The organism is Rheinheimera texasensis (assembly GCF_964031785.1).
In the GTDB taxonomy this organism is placed as follows: Bacteria; Pseudomonadota; Gammaproteobacteria; order Enterobacterales; family Alteromonadaceae; genus Pararheinheimera; species Pararheinheimera texasensis_A.
In genome coordinates, this window is sequence record NZ_CAXIRE010000017.1 from 57,401 (window position 1) to 74,156 (window position 16,756).

Consider the following 16,756-nt stretch of genomic DNA (forward strand, 5'->3'; position numbering starts at 1 on the left):
TGCTGCCATCAACTCTATATCGAAACAAGGTGCTGTATGACGTGGATCCATATTCTCGCGGGTTTAGTGGCCATTGTTGCCGGCGCATTAGCGATGATCGCCACCAAAGGTTCGCCGCTGCACCGCAAAGCCGGCAACCTGTTTACGCTGTTGATGCTGGTGATGACCGGCAGTGCTGCCATCGTTTCATTTTTCCTGCGCACCGACCATGTCACCGGCGTGGTCGCTGTGGTTACCGCTTATCTGGTGGCGACGGCCTGGCTGGTGGTGAAACGCAAAGTGGGTGAGAGCTACCTGCTGCTGGCGGGGCTTGCGCTGGTTGCGGCGACGGTCGGTGTGCATGCACTGCTGCTGTGGGCCAACTACCAGCAAGACCCGGCGAGTTTAATCACCAGAAACAGCCCGCCTGAGGCGCTGGTATTTTTCGGCGTGGTCAGTTTGTTGTGCGTGGCGCTGGACTTGCGTTTGTTAAGAGCCGGTCAGATCGCCGGGGCACAGCGTCTGGTGCGGCATCTGTGGCGGATGGGTTTTGCCATGTTGATTGCCACCGGGTCTTTTTTCACCGGTCAGATGCAGGTGTTCCCGGCCATTATGCGTAACAGTTCGCTGCTTGGCCTGCCGCTGCTGGTGATCCCGGTGTTGTTGGTGCTGCTGACCACGCTGTACTGGCTGGCGCGCACTTTACTGCGACGCCGGCGAGCGCCACTCTAACTCAGGGTTTACAACCGGCCCAGGCCTGGATGGCGGGTGTCAGTGCATCGACCACGGCTTTGCCTTCGACAAAGCTGCCCAGCTGGCCTTCGCGGGCCAACATCGCCAGATATTGATGCTGATAGTCAATGAGCGGATAAGCGCCATAAGCGCCTGGGCAGGAATGGCGCTGTGCGCTTGCACATTGGCCGTTGCTGCATTCCAGCCAATGCCCGAGGCCATAAGGCCAGTCGGCACCAAAGCCGCTGACCGCGGGGGAATTCGCCACTGTGGCTGTACCGCGCTGATTGGCGAGCATTTGTTGCTGCAGCGCGGCGGACAATAATTTGCCTTGCTGCAGGGCCCGCAGAAAATCCAGATATTCCTGCGCTGTCCAGTGCATACCGCCGGCGAGGCGGGGATTGCCGCTCGACGGCAAGTCATAACGGGCGGTGCTGAATAAACCGGTTTGTTGTGTAAATTGGCGAAACAGCACTTGCCAGTCAGAAGCGCCGGCGGCGCGAATGGCCATCAGCCCGGCGACCTGTAAATGCAGGCCGTTGTAATCAAACACAGTGCCGGGGAGGCGGCCATTGGCGCTGTTATTGCTGAGCCCTTGGCGCACACACTGAGCAAAATCGATGCCGGGTAAATTCAGGCACAAAGGTTCTTCGGTGAGACCTGAGGTAAAACTCAGCAGTTGCTGCAAGGTCATTTGCGACAGCGGATGGCTGGCGCTGAACGGCCAGTCACTGAGCCGGCTGGCGGCCGTGTCGCTGAGCTTCAGCACACCGCTGTCGACCAGGCGCAGCATGATCACAGCGCTGACCCATTTCGAGGTCGATGCCGATTCGTAAGATGTCACAGCGCTGGACCCGCCGCGCGAATAGCTGAAGCTACGGCCGTCAAAGCGCTCCAGCAACAAAGTAAAATCAGTGTCGGTTTTCAGGGCGGCTGCCTGCTGGCGCAGGCTTTGTTCCAGCGCGCTAAGGTCACAGCTGGCCTGGGGCGGTTGTGTCGGCGTGGATTGAGTCGGCGGCAGTGACGAGCTGCCGCTACCACAAGCTGCCAGACTCAGAGAAAAAACCACAGTGCTGATGATGTGTCGACGCATTGGCATCGCCTTGACTCCCTGTATCGTGCTGAAGTTGCCAGTGTGGCAGAAGCGGATGACAGCACACAGTCAGGATTGGGTAAAGGTCTGGTAAATCTGTCGGTTCAGGTCAGTTCGTGCTGGTTGATGACCTCAAGCTCTGGCGTTGTTTGGCGCCGCCAATACGCCTCCAGCACCAGCAAATTCAGGCCCAATGCCGTAAGCCGGGCATAGTCATGTTGCCACTGGCTGACCGCCAATTGCCAGCCGTCGAGCTGGCCTAATGTCAAAGCTGCGACCAGTTCCAGCAATAAACCACTTAAGGTCGCCAGAACAGCAGCCAGGCCCCGGCACATCCAGCGTTGATGGGCAATAAAGCGGCGCTGGCGCACCCGGTAAAACGCCATGCTGAAACAGCCAATAATGGTCAGGCTCAGCGCCCACAGTCCAAGATAGCGCGGGCCAAGGTCAGCCGGCGTTAAAAAATGATGCATCCAGATACCGGACGCGGCCATCAGCAAGCCACTGCACAGGGCCAGCCGGCCGCTGTGCCGGTGCCAGCGCGGCATCCGCTGGCGTAGCCGGGCCGAGAACTGCAGCGGCACCATCAGGAAAAACAGCACGCCACTGCCAGCGTGCAGCAAAATGGGCGCAGGTGTCTGCAGATACCGCGGATTAACCAGACTGAGCAGTTCAGCAGGTAGCCATGACTGACCCAACAACAATAAGATAATCAACAGTGCCGGGATGCCGGGCACGGCCAGCAGCAGATATAAAATCAGCACCAGTGGCCATTGCCAGGTGCGGCTTGCATCAGAGTGGCGGCTTTGCGCATGATGGGCAATAAACATCTTGAGTTCCTCTGCGGTTTGGATTTGCTGAATGTGCGATAGGCCACCACCGCTGTCGTCCGGAACCATAGGCCCGGACCTCTGCTGTCCATCCCTGCAGGGCCGGACGCCGGCTGGATAAATAGCGGTATGATTTCACAAGATAAACACAAGCACGGAGGTGAAGTTTGACTGACAATCCGCTCGGCTATTTTTTCACCTGCGGCACGATGGCGGTGATTGCGTTCAGCGTGCATCTGTTGTTGCTGCGTGCCCGGCAGCAGCAGATGTATCTGGCGTTAGCCGGCTGTCTGTTGGCCATTGCCGTGTTGATTTGTCAGCCAGTGCTGGCGGTGTTAGCACCTGATTTACGCCTGTTGGCACTGATATTGGCTTTGCCGGCGTTATACCTGTTGCCACCGTTGTTCTGGTGTTATGTCAAAGGCTTAACCGCCAGCGCCGGCTGGCGCTTTAGTCGCCGTGAATGGCCGCATTTTGCGTTGGTTGCCCTGTGTCTGGTGATAGTGTTCATCACGTTATTGTTGCCCGGCAACATGCGGCATGCGCTGATTGCTGAAGGTCGTGACGATATTTTGCAGCATGTTACTGCGCCTCTGCGCGGGTTGGTGTATAGCCTGGCTATCCTCACTTTTTTGCTGATCACCGGCTGGGTGCTGCAGGCTGGTTTTTATCTGTATGCGGTGATGCGCCGCTTACAACTGTACCGGGCACAGTTACGCCAGCTGTTCGCCAGTACTGAAGCCGAAGAAGCGCGCTGGATTAACGGCTTGTTGCTGGCCGTTGCTCTGAGCGGTGGCCTGTTGGCGACAGCGTTGTTATACGACAACCTGGTGGCGCCGTTGCCGTCAGGTCTGCTGCTCAAAGATGTGTTGGCGTTGCTGCTGGTCTGGTATCTGGCGCTGTGGGGGCTGCGGCAAAAACCTGGGTTTGCCATGCTGGCTCAATCTGACCGCGTGGTTGTGTCAGGGCAGGAAACCGCCTCGCCCGATGATCTGCAGGAGGTGCTGCAGGCCGTCGTTGAAGGTAAATATCGGCGCTCGGCACTGGGCGCGGAGCAGGCCGCCAGTATCGCCAGCAAGCTGCAGCAGGCGATGGAACAGGACCAGCTGTATCTGGATGCTACGCTGTCATTGCCCAGGCTGGCGCGTCACATCGGTTGCTCGCCGAACTACATTTCACAAACTTTGAACGAAACGCTTGGGCTCAATTTCTTTGATTACGTCAACCGCTATCGGGTGCAGGCGGCAGCCAGACAGCTGCAAGACACCGATTTGACTGTGTTGGATATTGCGATGAATGTTGGTTTTAACGCCAAATCGTCGTTTTATACCGCCTTTAAAAAGGAATTGCAGCAAACGCCCAGCCAATACCGGGCGGCGGTATTGAAGCAATAAACCTGCTGGTTGCGATGGTGGCGAATGCTTTTTTTGGACTTTTGCTGCCCGCGCCCAACTTTTTGCGTTTCCCCCACGACATAACCCCGACATTCCAACAACTTAAGGATTTGAGCATGCAGGGTTATGGTAAAGGGGGTTATGATTTTATGCGTTTGGGGGCTCTATTTAGCGCCTGTTTGCGGTACATGGTAATGCTTGTGGTCATGCTCAGCAGCCAGGCGCATGCGGCCACGACGCCCGCCAATAGCATCAAACGTTATCTGTTCTCCGCGCCGGACCAAGCGGCGCTGCAGCAGCAATTCAAGCAGCGACAGATCCAGCTGACGTCGCCACAGTTGCTGCTCGACCGGCCAAGCCACCTGCAAATTGAAGGGACTGGCCGCAGTGGTCTTCGCAGCCAGTTTGTGATTGAACAGGTCGCCGGTGAATTCCATGTCTATGCGTTGCGGCTGCGTCCACAGCATCCGGTCGCCCCACTGCCTTATCTGACCCAGGAGCTGGTGTTTGATACGGCAGATCCGGCGGTGTCGCCGGTGGGGACTTTAAGTTATCCCAGCGGGGATGGCCCTTTTCCAGCGCTGGTGCTGATTGCCGGCAGTGGACCTCATGATCGCGACGGCAATATTTCTCTGCATAAAACTCAGGCGGTGCTGGCGGATCAGCTGACCCGGCAAGGCTTCGCAGTGCTGCGTTATGACAAACGTGGCGTAGGCCTGACCGGTGGCTCGTTGCATCCGGGGTCAACCAGTGATGATTATGCTGCCGATGCCTTGGCGGCTGTGCAATTTTTGCAGAAACAACCCAATGTTGATGGCCGCCGGATTGGCCTGGTCGGTCATAGTGAAGGCGGTTTGATAGCCGCAATGGTGGCGGCAAAAGCGCCGGACTTAGTCAGCTTTATCGCCTTGCTGGCCGCGCCCGGTCTCAAGGGTACAGACAGTATCAGTCTGCAGGACGCCACGATGCGGCGTGCCGAGGCGATGCCGGAAGCGCTGATACTGGCGAATCAGCAACAGGAACTGGGTTTGTTTAAAATTGCCGCCAGCGAACTTGACCAGCAGGCGGCGCTGGCGGCGATGGCGAAGGCGACGGCGGCTTTACCCCAGGCACTACGTACTCAGCTGGAGATCCCGGCTGAGGGTATTCCGCCCGAGGCGCTGCAGCCGTTATTAACGCCATGGCTGCGCCGTTATCTGGCGCTGGATCCGGCAGTTTATTTGCGTCAGCTGCGCTGTCCGGTGTTAGTACTGCATGGCGATAAAGATATGCAGGTACCAGCGACTGCGCATGTGGCTGCGATCAAACAGGCCTTAGCGGCGAATAAACAAAGTCAGTTTGTGATTGTGCCTGGACTGAACCATTTGCTGCAGCAGGCAAAAACCGGTCATCCGACAGAGTATCTGCTGATTGACCAGACGATTGCTCCGGAGGCGCTCGGGACATTATCCGGCTGGTTAAAACAAGTTGCAGGGCAACTGAATCACGCCAAATAATCGCGGCGGCGGCGGAATCTGTCCTGCGGTACTTTCTCTGGTCCGCACCAATAGGTTTCGTCCGCCATCAGTTGACGAATACCGCCGCTGTTGTTGGCAACCAGCAATGGCTGCAGGCGTTCGCGGCTCGATGGCGTGTAATCGCCGCGATAACGTAAATCCACCACCAAATCCCGCACTTTGGCTGGCAGTGCCGCCCAGTCGGTCACGCCATAACGTTTGACCAGATCCGGCTTTTGGCAGATGCGCAGCACGTCACTGACCATTTGTTGATAGGTCAGCGCAAACAGCAGTTTTTGCTGGCCTGGGCTGATTTCAAAATTACTCAGGTTGTTCTGGGTGATAAATGATTTCCCGGCAGCGCCGCTTAAACCGGCGGCTTTGGCAAACAGCGTGGCGGCAGTGGTGTCGAGGCCACAGGCTAATAAATCGGCCTGGATCATCGCCGGGGTTTTATCGCGCATATCGTAGCCACGGCCCAGCGTCACGCCGGAGCTGTCGGTCGGCACATGCGGGTTGCGGCTGAAATAACGGCCGCGTTGTTCCATACCTTCGGCATCAAAAGTCAGCTGACCGGCTGCGACCTGAAAATCATCAGCATCTGAGGTCTGCGCAGCGGTACTTGTTGGCGGCACTGCGGTGGCTGGCGGCAGCGGTGACGACAACGTGATATAGGCTTTGGCGGCATAACCTTCCTGATTACCGGCGCGCACCCGGTACCAGTCACCCGCTTCGGCCAGCACCTGCACCGGCCGGTCTTTACTGAGGCGGGCGACAATAGCACTCTGGCTGTCCGGCGCCTGACGCAGATTGAGCTGGCCGGATTGAATATTAATTGATGCACTTTGGTTCATGGCAGATCTCCGGTGATTCAGCTAAACAGCCAGACATTGGCATACAGGGGATGGCGTTGGCGCCGGCGCTGCGGGTCGGCCGGGCTCAGCCCGTCCATGCTGTGACGCAGGTCCAGATTAATGTCGCCAATCAGATAATAACTGTGCTCACTGAGACCATGCTTGGTCAGGCCATGCACCACCAGGCTGCAATCAAGCTGTTGAATTTTCTGATGCAGTGCAACCGGGCGGGCGGCACCGGCGGAGCCGAGCCGATCCGGATTGCCTTTGGTGTAATCCGAAATCACCAGCGCTTTGTCACCTTTGTTGTGATACACGGTAACCTGCCGTGCCAGTTCATGCAGCCGGCCCAGCTTTGCCGGGTCTTCCAGCGCAGTATCGTCGACATCCGGTGCGCATAAAAACACCTGCTCAAACAGCCGCGGCAGCGCATTGCCTGGGGTGAAATCATCAATCCGGCGCAGCGTGTGTTGCAGCAGATAGTTGCCCATCGAATGACAGAGCAAATGAATATTCTGGCCACACAAGGCCTGGCCCTGACCGCTGCGATCACGCAGGCCAGCCAGAAAATCGCGTAATTTCAGTAAACCCCGGCCAAAAGCCGCGCCTGAGCCTTCGGCTTCCGCTCTGTCGCTGCGGTAAGAGGTAAAAGGTAAAGCCTGGCCATCGGAAGGCCAGGTAAACAACAGCACCAGCACTTTTTGTTTCGGATCGCCCAAACCGGGCCGGTTCAGCATCAATTGCAGTGCCGCGGCATTGGCGACAGCATCCTGCCAGGACACATTAAAACCATGAATAAACACCAGCACATCGGAGCTTTGCAGCATGGCTTGCTGAATATCCTGAAACAGCGCTGCCGACCCTAAGGCAGCATTCTGGCTGTCCTGATGGATGTTACTTTGCAACGCTTCCTGATAAGCCTGAATGCTGCCATGCGGCACCTGCTTGCTCAGGTAGTCCATCAGACTGAGTCCGTCGCCGCTGCCGAGCTGACCCACCGGCGTCTGAAAACATTTCAGCACCCTGGCATCGTCCAGCTGCAGACTGACCCGGCCAAAGCGCAGGTTTTCCATGCCGTCGTCGCTGAATTTTTTGCCGTAGGCGGTTGGATTCCAGCGGTCTTTGCCGAGGTGGCAGCGGTTGGTGGCGTAATATAAATCGAGTTGACTCATCACGAATTCCTTGTGGGGCTGATATGGGTAGAACGAAGCTGGATCCAAGCCTAGTGGAAAGCCGGCAAAGCGCCAATTCCCGGCACATTGCGCGCTGAGTTACAGAGGGGCGGCGCCGGATACAGCCGGCTTTTAATCTGGCTCTCTTTAACACGGCTCTTTTTAACGCGGTAGTCTTGCACGCGGTAACGTCAATCCCATGCCAATTGACTCCGGCGCCACGTCGGCAAAACCAAACTGCTGATACAAAAATTTCGCATCGCCGTCGGCAATCAAATTGACATAACAACTGTCCGGTAACTGGCTGTCGACATAATCCATCAGTGCCTGCATGATTTGTTTGCCCAAGCCTTTGCCCTGATGCTGCGGTAACACGGCGATATCACAAATCTGACAATGACAGCCGCCATCGCCAACTAACCGGCCCATGCCAATGACCTGGCCTTCATGGCGGATTTGCACCGCAAATAAAGTTGCCGCAAGGCCAATCCGCGCCGCTTCCGGCGTCTTCGGACTAAGCCCAGTCGCTACGCGTAAATGGCAATAATCGGCGACAGTGGGGGGTTGTTGTTCCAACAGGTAAGACATAGCGGTACTCCTGAAAATAAAAGCCAGCAACACGTCTGATACATCTTTGATAAGCTGCGATGCAGGGACGCTGTGTAAGACATAGTGCAAAACCACAGAAACAGGCGCAATGGAGAATATGCAAGCATTTGTATTGGATGTATTTTGTAGCGATGAAGCCAGCGGCAACCCGGCAGCTGTTTGTGTCCTGACAGCATGGCCGGAAGATACGGTGTTGCAGGCGTTTGCAGCGACACAATCGGTGCCAGTCACAGTGTTTATGCGGTTACCACCGGCACAAACGGCACCACAACCCATCCCGGTGCGCTGGTTTGCCGGCGCACAGGAAATCAATTTATGTGGTCACGGCAGTCTGGCCGCGGCCGCAATAGTGTTGGCGCAGCGGCCTGAGTGGCCAGAAGTTAAGCTCACCAGCCGCTTTGGCGACATCAGTATCAAACGTAGTGCGCTGCAATTACCGGCACTCGCTGCCGGGCAACTTTGTTATGCGATGTGCTTGCCGGCCTGGCCTGCGCAAAAGCCAGCGGCACTGACCCAGTTGACAGACAGACTGAATTTGTCAGCACAGGGCCTGGTCCTGACCGACTGCTTCGCCACCCGCGATCTGATTGTAGTGTTGGAAACCGCCGCACAGGTGCAGACGTTTGTGCCGGATTTCGCCACGCTGCGGCAACTGCAGCCTTATCACGCCTGTATTCTGACCGCGCCGCTGTATGCTCAGGATGGTACAACCGCGATTGGCTATGTACTGCGTTATTTTGCGCCCGGCATCGGCATCAATGAAGACCTCGCCACCGGCTCGGCGCAATGTTCGTTAGCACCTTATTGGTCTAATCGTTTAGGCCTGACCCAATTTCAGGTGAGACAGCTCTCTGCCGGCGGTGGTTATTTTCTGGTGCAAGTGCAGTCACAGGATCAGATCTGTTTGCATGCGGCTGTTGCTGACCATAGCCCCGGACAGAGCCAGCGACTGGTTTCATGTGCTGCCGGCCAAATCTGCTGAGATGTCGCCGAACCTGCTTACCACCAGACCAGTTCAAACTGATACTGCACTGTGAGCCGCTGCACCCGCTCCGGTAATTCGGTGGCAGGTAACCAGTCAATCTGACTGATATCTGCGCTCAGAGCATGTTCTTTCAGGCTTTGCCTGAGACTTTGTGCAGTGATGGCCGCATCGCTGCATGGCAGATAGGCCACCAGCAAATGCAAAGAGCTTTTCGTATGGAGCTGCGCCCCGGCCACTTTTTGCAGGATCTGTGCAGTTTGCAGACCCGCATCGCAAACGATCAGTGCAGACATTTTTGTGGTTCCTGGTCGGGGTTACAGCGCCAGCTGACGGTGGCATTGCAGCTGTGGCTGCATGGCGGGGATCTGTTGCAGCCAACGCCGGTAGACTTTGTTGGCGGTCTGGTGCAAGGCGCTGACTTTGCTGTGCAGTTCGGCCAGAATACAGGCTTCACTTTGCACTGAGTTCAGATGCGCATACTTGCAGATATTGGCGTGGTCCTGACGGCACCAGTTGCGGACGGATTCTGCGGTCACTTCCAGATGCGACTGCAGCGCCAGATGCGGGCCATAGGCAAAAGCTTTATTCAGACAATATTGACCAAACAACAGGCGTTTGGCTCCTCGTGGGATCTGGAAAGTTTCAAAATGCCAGTGAAACATAAACAGGTCCTGCTGCTCACCCAGCCAAAATCGCGCTTCCGGATACAGCGTCCGCTGCACTTTGTCCCAGCCGATATGCGGCACCATGTTCGGTCTTACTTCCGCCCCCAGCACTTTCGCCAGTAACTGACCGCCAAAACAATGACCGAGGATCGGCTTGTGGCGCATAATGGCATCGGCTAACAACTGTTCTTCACGACGGATCCAGGGCAGTTGTTGGTTGACGCTGGCATTCGAACCCAGCACCACAACGGCTGCATAATCCTTGCTGCAAACCGGCGCATCATCGCCCTGATTGACGGCAAAAATCTGGTAAGGCAAACCGTGCTGGTCAAGAAAGGTCTGCAAATAGGCCGGTCCCTGGGTGGCATCGTGCTGACAAATCGCAATAGGTTGAAGTGGACTGTACATTTTGGGTTCCTGGTGGAAAACACCATGACATTGTAAAAGGGCAGGCTGTAAAAATGCTGCAAAGCGCCGGTGCCGGCGTATAAAGAGTCAGTAAAAAATGCAGGCAAAAAAAGCCCGGGACAGAGACCGGGCGAATTGACTCACAGGAAAACGAACAGATTGGAGGTCTGTGCTGCACAGCAGCAGAACCAGATGTTCAGATAAAGCCTAGGTCAGAGTGCTGAGTGGTGGTTTGAGGCAGATCAAGTCCGCGCTGTTTTCTATCAGGCAGCAAAAAGGGGACCTAAGTCCCCTTTTTTTACTCAGCAAACTTTGTTGCTTAGTTCACCGGTGCTTTCAGGCCACGGCGGATCAGCAGACCATCTGTGGTTGGCTCTTTACCGCGGAAGGCTTTGTAAGCTTCCATCGGGTCTTTGGTGTTACCGACCGACAGAATGTTTTTACGGAAGTTGGCGCCGTTTTCCAGCTTCAGGCCACCTTGTTGCTGGACAAAAGCAAAGGCGTCGGCCGCCAGAATCTCAGACCACATATAAGCGTAATAACCGGCTGAGTAGCCGCCGCCCATTGAGTGGCTGAAGTAAGTTGATTTGTAACGTGGTGGCACTACGGCTAAATCCACGCCGTGTTTTTTCAGCGCGTCGGCTTCAAATTTTTCCACATCGTCAATTTTGGTGCCGGCCGGAATAGAGTGCCATTCCATGTCGACTAAGGCCGCGGCCATATATTCCAGCGTGTCGAAACCCTGGTTGAAGCTGCGCGACTTCATGATTTTTGCCAGCAGTTCAGCCGGGATTGGCTCACCGGTTTTGTAGTGTTTGGCGTAGTTGCCAATCACGTCCGGGTGCGCCGCCCAGTCTTCCTGGAAGGTTGACGGGAATTCAACGAAGTCACGTGACACTGAAGTACCGGCTAAAGTCGGGTATTTCACTTTGGAGAAAATGCCGTGTAAGCCGTGGCCCAATTCGTGGAAAATGGTGGTGACATTGTCATAGCTGACCAGTGTCGGTTCGCCGGCCGGGCCTTTTGGAATGTTCATCACGTTGACGACCACTGGTTTGTCGTTCAGCAATTCGCTTTGCTCGACAAAAGAGCTCATCCAGGCGCCGCCACGTTTGCCTTCGCGGGCGAAGTAGTCGGCGTAGAAAATCGCCAGGCTGGTGCCGTCGGCGTCAAACACTTCGTATGCTTCTACATCCGGGTGATAAACCGGCAAGTCCGGGCGTTTTTTGAAGCTGACGCCAAAGAGTTTGTTCATGGTGTAGAACACACCGTCGTGTAACACGCGGTTGAATTCGAAGTATGGTTTTACTTCGTTTTCGTCTAAATCGTATTTGGCTTTCCGCACTTTCTCGGCGTAGAACTCCCAGTCCCATGGCTGCAGCTCAAAAGCGCCGCCGGTCTGTTTGATCATGTCCTGAATGGCAGCGGCTTCTTTTTTGGTGTTTTCCACCACAGTCGGCGCCATGCTGCCCAGCATATCCATCACCGCTTTTGGATTTTTCGCCATGCTTTGGTCCAGCGAGAAATGCGCGTGGGTGTCAAAGCCAAGTAACTTGGCGCGCTCAGCACGGATTTGTGCTAAACGCGCGACGATTGGCCGGTTGTCAGTTTCACCTTTAGTACCACGGTAAGCCGAAGCTTCCCAGATTTGCTGGCGCAGTTCGCGGTTTTCCAGCTGGGCTAATGCCGGCTGACGGGTGGTGTTGGTGATTTCAATGATGTACTTGCCGTCCTGACCTTTGGCCTTGGCGCCTTCAGCGGCGGCAGTGATTTCAGCTTCAGAGAAACCGGCCAGTTTGGCTTTGTCATCAACAAAAATGGCGATGTCTTTGGTGATTTGCAGCAGGTTCTGGCTGAACTTGGTGGTCAGCTTTGAGCTTTCTTCGTTCAGCGCGCGGATTTGGGTTTTCTGCGCATCATCAAGCAAAGCACCGGCGCGGACAAACCGCTCATAAGTGACTTCAGTTAAACGCAGCGATTCCGGGTCCAGGTTCAGGCTGGCGCGGTTGTCATACACTGCTTTGACGCGGGCGAACAGCGTTGGATTCAGATTGATATTGTCGCTGTGCGCCGCCAGTTTTGGCGAAATCTCGGCTTGGATTTTCAGGATCTCAGCATTGCTGTTGGAGCCAGACAGGTTGAAGAAAATACCGCTGGCGCGGCCCAGTAAATCGCCGGTTTTTTCCATCGCGACAATAGTGTTTTCGAAAGTGGCAGGCTCTGCGTTGTTGGCGATAGCGTCGATTTCTTTGGCGTGTTCTTCAATACCTTGCAGCATGGCAGGCAGGAAATGCTCAGTTTTGATTTTGTCGAATTCCGGCGCCTGATATTGCAGCGAACTGCGTTTCAGTAACGGATTCTCTGCAGCCACTGCAGCTGGTGCAGCTTCAGTTTTAGCAGCTGTTGCTTCAGCCGGCGCTGCAGCTTTTTGCTCTGGCGCGGCTGGTTTATTGTCGGTACAGGCACCTAAGGCCAATACAGTGGCGACTGTGGTCGCAACAAGAGTTTTTTTCATTGTGGAATCCTCTGGCACAGAAGTTTGACTATGGTTATCTCTGGAATTAGTGTCCCGAGTATGCCAAACACTGTGACAATATCACGAATTTTTTGCAGCCAATGGCAGGCAAACTGCGCCGAATGGAGATAAACACAGGGTGAAACGGAATAAATGGCTGCATTGCCTCAGATTGGGTGCGTGGCTGACCTGTCTCAGCCTGCTCTCTGGCCTGGTGACCGCCGCAGAACAGGTTATGCATATCGGTACTTTGACGCAGGTGTCGCCACAACATCCGTTGGTGTTAAGGCTGCAACAGGCCTATCAGAACATCGGTTTGCAGATGCAGCTGGAGACGATGCCGCTGGAACGATTACGCCTCGAAGCCGCCCGCGGGGTGTTGGTTGATGGCAATCTGGCAGCAGCCGCAAGCTTACAGCAGGTAGTCCCGCAATTAATCCGCATTCCGGTACAGGTGTATCAGCTGGAACTAACAGCATTTGTTCGTGATCCCCAGCTGAAACCAACGCAATGGGCTGATTTGCAATCGTTGCGCGTCAGCTACATGGCGGGCATGTTATCGGTGGAGGCGCGGTTAAAACAACACCAGGTCAAAGCCCTGACGGCTGCGCTGAGCCTGGAGCAGGCACTGCAATATGTCGCCAAAGGCCGGGTCGATGTGGCGGTTTTACCCAAAGCCGAAGCCGAATATGTCCTGAAGCAGTTGCCAAAATTGCAGCTGCAGGCGGTGTTGCCCGCACTGGAACTATTGCCGATGTATCACTACATTCATCAGAAGCATCAGGCGCTGGTTGGTCCGCTAACTGCGCAGTTAACCCAAATCATGGCGCCGGTCACAACGACTCAGGCGCAATAAGCGGAGCTTTGTATGTATCGTATGACCGAAGTTGAACTGACAGATCCGGCATTGCTGGCATTATTTGCCAGGCTGGCCGATGCCTTAGGCCATTCGCAGGACGAAGAACCGGAAAAGCTCAGTTTTCAGGACGCCGGGTTACTGCTGGCCGTTGTGGCCTGGCACGACGGTCATGCCGTTGGTTGTGGTCTGTTACGGCGCGAAGATGCCAGCCGGGCCGAAATCAAACGGATGTATTCCAGTGCGCCAGGCGTCGGTTCGGCCGTGTTACACTATCTGGAACAAAAGGCGCGCAGTCAGGGGTTCAGCACAGTGCTGGCTACCGCGCGTATCATTAACAGTAAAGCGCTGAACTTTTATCTGCATAAAGGTTTTAAAAAATGTCCCTCTTATGGCAAGTATCGCTACAGCTCACAAACCTTCAGCATGGAAAAACCACTGAATTAACCGCGGCGCCGGAGTCGGCATTTTGAAATCACCGGTCGTCCTGCCCAAAGTTTTGTGGCTGAGTGGTCTGGTATTGTTGGCCGTCGTGACCTTGTGTCTGTATCTGATGTTTGGCAGCAGCCGTGATGATCTGGCGCCACAGCCGGTACAGGTCTGGTTGTTGCAGGATGGCGCAGTGCAAAGCCCGCAGCAAGCCCGTCAAATCCCGCCAGAGCGCTGGCAATTATTAGCAGAACCAAGCCGGCCCTTGGGTTATGGCCTCGGTACGCTTTGGTTCCGGTTGGTGCTGGAGCCGCGCGATGACTATGTATTATCACTCGATGCGCCTTTTCTCGATGAAGTCGATTTTTATCTGCTGACACCGGACGAGCAGGTGTCACTGCAGATGCAAAGCGGCGACCAACGGCCTTTTGCCAACCGGCTGATCCCGGCCAGCAGTTTGATGTTCCCGGTGCAGGCCAGCTGGCAGCAGAATAAAGCCGAGTTGCTGGTGCGGCTGAACAACGTCGGCCAAAGTGTATTGCCACTGCGTTATGTCGCGAAGGATGCAGCGCTGCAACAAGCATCGCGCCAGCAAATGCTGCATAGTTTTTTCCTCGGAATTTTATTGTTTGCCGCCTTGCTCGCGGTATTGCTGGCAACAGTGACCCGTCAGCACAGTCTGCATTTGTTCAGTGGTTTGCTGCTGTGTATCACCGCAGTGCAGGCTGAGCTCAATGGTTTGCCTTTTCAGTGGTTATGGCCAGAAACACCGGGCTGGAACCGGTTGACTGAATTGTGTTTGCCGCTTGCCATATTCTGCTGCAGTGGTTTTGTCCGCAGTTATTTTCAGCTGAATACCGGCTGGTTAGCGCGTTTGTTTGGCTTGCTGATGGCCGTTGCCGTGTTGTTATTCGCGGCCACGCAGGTCAGCGCTTTGTTACAGTCATATGCCTGGCAGAGTCAGCTGAAACAGCTGGCGGTTTATCTGATGCAGCTGTGTGTGCTGGTCACTTTAGTCACTGGACTGTGGATGCTGAAAACCCAGCGGCGCAAAGCGGTGTTGTTTTTGCTGCCGATGTCGGTGCTGATGCTGAGTGTGGTGCTGGCGGCGCTGCGGGCTTTGGGTTTTATTGCTGAATCAGCATTGACCCGCTCGGCGCTGGAGCTGGGGACTACGCTTGCTGCTGTGCTGATGACCAGCAGTCTGGTACTCGGCATTTATCTGGAAAAAGCCTGGCAGGCACAGGTGCAACAAGCCTTGCTGGAGCGTAATGAGCAGCTGAGTAAACTACAGCAGCTGGAGCTGAACCGCTCGAAAATCGCGCCTTTTTATGGCCTGGGGTCGCGGCTGGCGCTGGTGGAACTGCTAAATTACGAGCTACAGCAGCACAGGTCGCGTTATCGGTTGTTATTGCTCGAATTTAAGCAATATAGCCGGATTGAAGCGGTGTTAGGCCGGCGTCAGGCGACGGCTATTGTTAATGCGTACGTCGACTCGTTACTGGTGTTATTTCAGCGCCACGGCACTGCGGTGGTGAGTCTGGGGGCAGAGCGGCATCAGACGTTGTTTTCGCTGGCGACTGACCGTTTTGCGCTGTTAGTCCAGCAAACAGATTTTGTGCCGGTACTGACCGGCATCCGCAAACTGCTGCATCAGAAATTTACTGTGGACGGTTTTACGCCCGACTTCAAACCACATTATGCCTCGGTGACTGTCAGCAGCGAATTTGGTCAGGATGCCGAAGAGCTGATTGCGCATGCGGCGCTGGCAATCACTTTTGTGCAAAAGACCGCCGGTCACCTTGGTTATCAGCATCAGCTTGGCGCCGACAGCCGGCAGCGGCTGGCGTTGGTCGCCGGTTTGGCGCATGCCTGTAACGCTGGCCAATTCAGTTTGTTGTTCCAGCCGTTATTGCACGTCAGTACACAGCAGCCTTATGGCGCCGAAGCCTTTATCCGCTGGCAACATCCACAGTTTGGCCCGGTGTCGCCGGCAGTGTTTATTCCGCTGGCGGAAGAGGCCGGCCTGATGAGTACCATCACCGCCTGGGTCTATAAAGAAGTGCGCAAAGTGCAGAATCAGTGGCTGGAACAGCGCATCATGCTACCCATCTCGATGAACCTGTCGGCACAGGATTTAGAAAATCCGGCGCTGATCAACAGCATTTTGCAGCACGAACAAAAATATCCGCCGGCGCAGCGGGTGAAATTTGAGCTGGCTGAAAGTGCGCTGGCACCGGATTCGCCGGCGGTGCACAAGTCGCTGCAGTTGCTGAAACAGGCTGGCAGCGTTCTGGTGATGGACGATTTTGGTGCCGGGCAGTCGATGCTGACCAAACTCGGCAATTTACCGGTCAGTGAGCTGAAAATCGATATGGCGCTGCTGACCATGCTGGACACTCACCGGGAACAGTTGCTGGCCGGCGCTATTAAACTTGGCAAAGCGCTGGAGATGACGGTGATTTGTGAAGGTGTCGAGCAGCAGCGCCAACTGGATTTCCTGACCTTAAACGGTATCGACGCAGTGCAGGGTTATTTGATAGCCCGGCCGATGCCAGCGGCTGAAGTTCCGCGCTGGCTGGCAAAACAGCAGGGAAAACAGGCTACGCTGGCAAACCAGCCACAACAAGCCTGAGGCAGACCGTAGTCCGGGCTGCTGGATCCGCACCAGCCCTTGAGATGCGTGCCGTGCTGCCCCATTATATATTTATCTCCGGCCCGGTATGCGGGCGCTTCGAC

15 protein-coding genes are annotated in these 16,756 nt (G+C 55.5%); 7 read left to right on the plus strand and 8 right to left on the minus strand.

What is annotated here, in order from left to right; genetic code table 11:
• Positions 1 to 36: 36 nt before the first annotated feature.
• Positions 37 to 711: a hypothetical protein gene (locus ABNT34_RS06760; protein ID WP_348729979.1), complete on the plus strand. Its 675-nt coding sequence runs from the start codon at positions 37 to 39 to the stop codon at positions 709 to 711.
• A gap of 1 nt (position 712) precedes the next feature.
• On the opposite strand, the gene ABNT34_RS06765 is transcribed toward ABNT34_RS06760, so the two are convergent.
• Both ABNT34_RS06765 and ABNT34_RS06770 read right to left on the minus strand, forming a co-directional pair.
• A complete protein-coding gene (locus ABNT34_RS06765; protein WP_348729981.1) occupies positions 713 to 1,804 on the minus strand; it encodes a serine hydrolase domain-containing protein in 1,092 nt (363 codons plus the stop codon).
• 104 nt (positions 1,805 to 1,908) lie between these two features.
• The gene (locus tag ABNT34_RS06770; RefSeq protein WP_348729983.1) at positions 1,909 to 2,703 is read right to left on the minus strand and encodes a DUF2306 domain-containing protein; all 795 of its coding nucleotides are present in this window, start codon (positions 2,701 to 2,703) and stop codon (positions 1,909 to 1,911) included.
• Between the two features lie 98 nt (positions 2,704 to 2,801).
• On the opposite strand from ABNT34_RS06770, the gene ABNT34_RS06775 reads away from it, so the two are divergent.
• Both ABNT34_RS06775 and ABNT34_RS06780 read left to right on the plus strand, forming a co-directional pair.
• Positions 2,802 to 4,028, plus strand: coding sequence for a helix-turn-helix transcriptional regulator (locus ABNT34_RS06775; RefSeq protein WP_348729985.1), 1,227 nt, complete (start codon positions 2,802 to 2,804; stop codon positions 4,026 to 4,028).
• A 194-nt stretch (positions 4,029 to 4,222) separates the two neighbouring features.
• Positions 4,223 to 5,524 carry an alpha/beta hydrolase gene (locus tag ABNT34_RS06780; protein ID WP_348729987.1) on the plus strand — a complete coding sequence of 434 codons (1,302 nt, stop codon included), beginning with the start codon at positions 4,223 to 4,225 and terminating at the stop codon, positions 5,522 to 5,524.
• Here ABNT34_RS06780 and ABNT34_RS06785 read toward each other — a convergent pair.
• From ABNT34_RS06785 to ABNT34_RS06795, 3 genes are all read right to left on the minus strand, one after another.
• A complete protein-coding gene (locus ABNT34_RS06785; protein ID WP_348729989.1) occupies positions 5,512 to 6,378 on the minus strand; it encodes an SH3 domain-containing protein in 867 nt (288 codons plus the stop codon). The two genes, ABNT34_RS06780 and ABNT34_RS06785, sit on opposite strands and share 13 nt — an antisense overlap.
• Positions 6,379 to 6,395: 17 nt before the next feature.
• Positions 6,396 to 7,550 (minus strand): alpha/beta fold hydrolase, encoded by a 1,155-nt coding sequence (locus ABNT34_RS06790; RefSeq protein WP_348729990.1) that lies wholly within the window; start codon positions 7,548 to 7,550, stop codon positions 6,396 to 6,398.
• Positions 7,551 to 7,712: 162 nt separating this feature from the next.
• The gene (locus tag ABNT34_RS06795) at positions 7,713 to 8,138 is read right to left on the minus strand and encodes a GNAT family N-acetyltransferase (protein ID WP_348729992.1); all 426 of its coding nucleotides are present in this window, start codon (positions 8,136 to 8,138) and stop codon (positions 7,713 to 7,715) included.
• Between the two features lie 118 nt (positions 8,139 to 8,256).
• On the opposite strand from ABNT34_RS06795, the gene ABNT34_RS06800 reads away from it, so the two are divergent.
• Positions 8,257 to 9,141 carry a PhzF family phenazine biosynthesis protein gene (locus tag ABNT34_RS06800; RefSeq protein ID WP_348729994.1) on the plus strand — a complete coding sequence of 295 codons (885 nt, stop codon included), beginning with the start codon at positions 8,257 to 8,259 and terminating at the stop codon, positions 9,139 to 9,141.
• Positions 9,142 to 9,158: 17 nt separating this feature from the next.
• Here ABNT34_RS06800 and ABNT34_RS06805 read toward each other — a convergent pair whose 3' ends face one another.
• The 3 genes from ABNT34_RS06805 to ABNT34_RS06815 all read right to left on the minus strand — a co-directional run bounded on the left by ABNT34_RS06805 (position 9,159) and on the right by ABNT34_RS06815 (position 12,732).
• Positions 9,159 to 9,437: a hypothetical protein gene (locus ABNT34_RS06805; protein WP_348729996.1), complete on the minus strand. Its 279-nt coding sequence runs from the start codon at positions 9,435 to 9,437 to the stop codon at positions 9,159 to 9,161.
• A 21-nt stretch (positions 9,438 to 9,458) separates the two neighbouring features.
• Positions 9,459 to 10,217 carry a type 1 glutamine amidotransferase gene (locus ABNT34_RS06810; protein WP_348729998.1) on the minus strand — a complete coding sequence of 253 codons (759 nt, stop codon included), beginning with the start codon at positions 10,215 to 10,217 and terminating at the stop codon, positions 9,459 to 9,461.
• Positions 10,218 to 10,536: 319 nt separating this feature from the next.
• Positions 10,537 to 12,732 carry a M3 family metallopeptidase gene (locus tag ABNT34_RS06815; protein ID WP_348730000.1) on the minus strand — a complete coding sequence of 732 codons (2,196 nt, stop codon included), beginning with the start codon at positions 12,730 to 12,732 and terminating at the stop codon, positions 10,537 to 10,539.
• A gap of 235 nt (positions 12,733 to 12,967) precedes the next feature.
• On the opposite strand from ABNT34_RS06815, the gene ABNT34_RS06820 reads away from it, so the two are divergent.
• Genes ABNT34_RS06820 through ABNT34_RS06830 form a run of 3 tightly spaced genes read left to right on the plus strand, consistent with a single transcriptional unit; the run spans position 12,968 to position 16,652 of the window.
• Positions 12,968 to 13,588 (plus strand): hypothetical protein, encoded by a 621-nt coding sequence (locus tag ABNT34_RS06820; RefSeq protein WP_348730002.1) that lies wholly within the window; start codon positions 12,968 to 12,970, stop codon positions 13,586 to 13,588.
• 12 nt (positions 13,589 to 13,600) lie between these two features.
• Entirely contained in the window at positions 13,601 to 14,035 is a 435-nt protein-coding gene (locus ABNT34_RS06825; RefSeq protein ID WP_348730004.1) for a GNAT family N-acetyltransferase, read from the plus strand.
• A gap of 22 nt (positions 14,036 to 14,057) precedes the next feature.
• Entirely contained in the window at positions 14,058 to 16,652 is a 2,595-nt protein-coding gene (locus ABNT34_RS06830; protein ID WP_348730006.1) for an EAL domain-containing protein, read from the plus strand.
• Positions 16,653 to 16,756 lie beyond the last annotated feature (104 nt).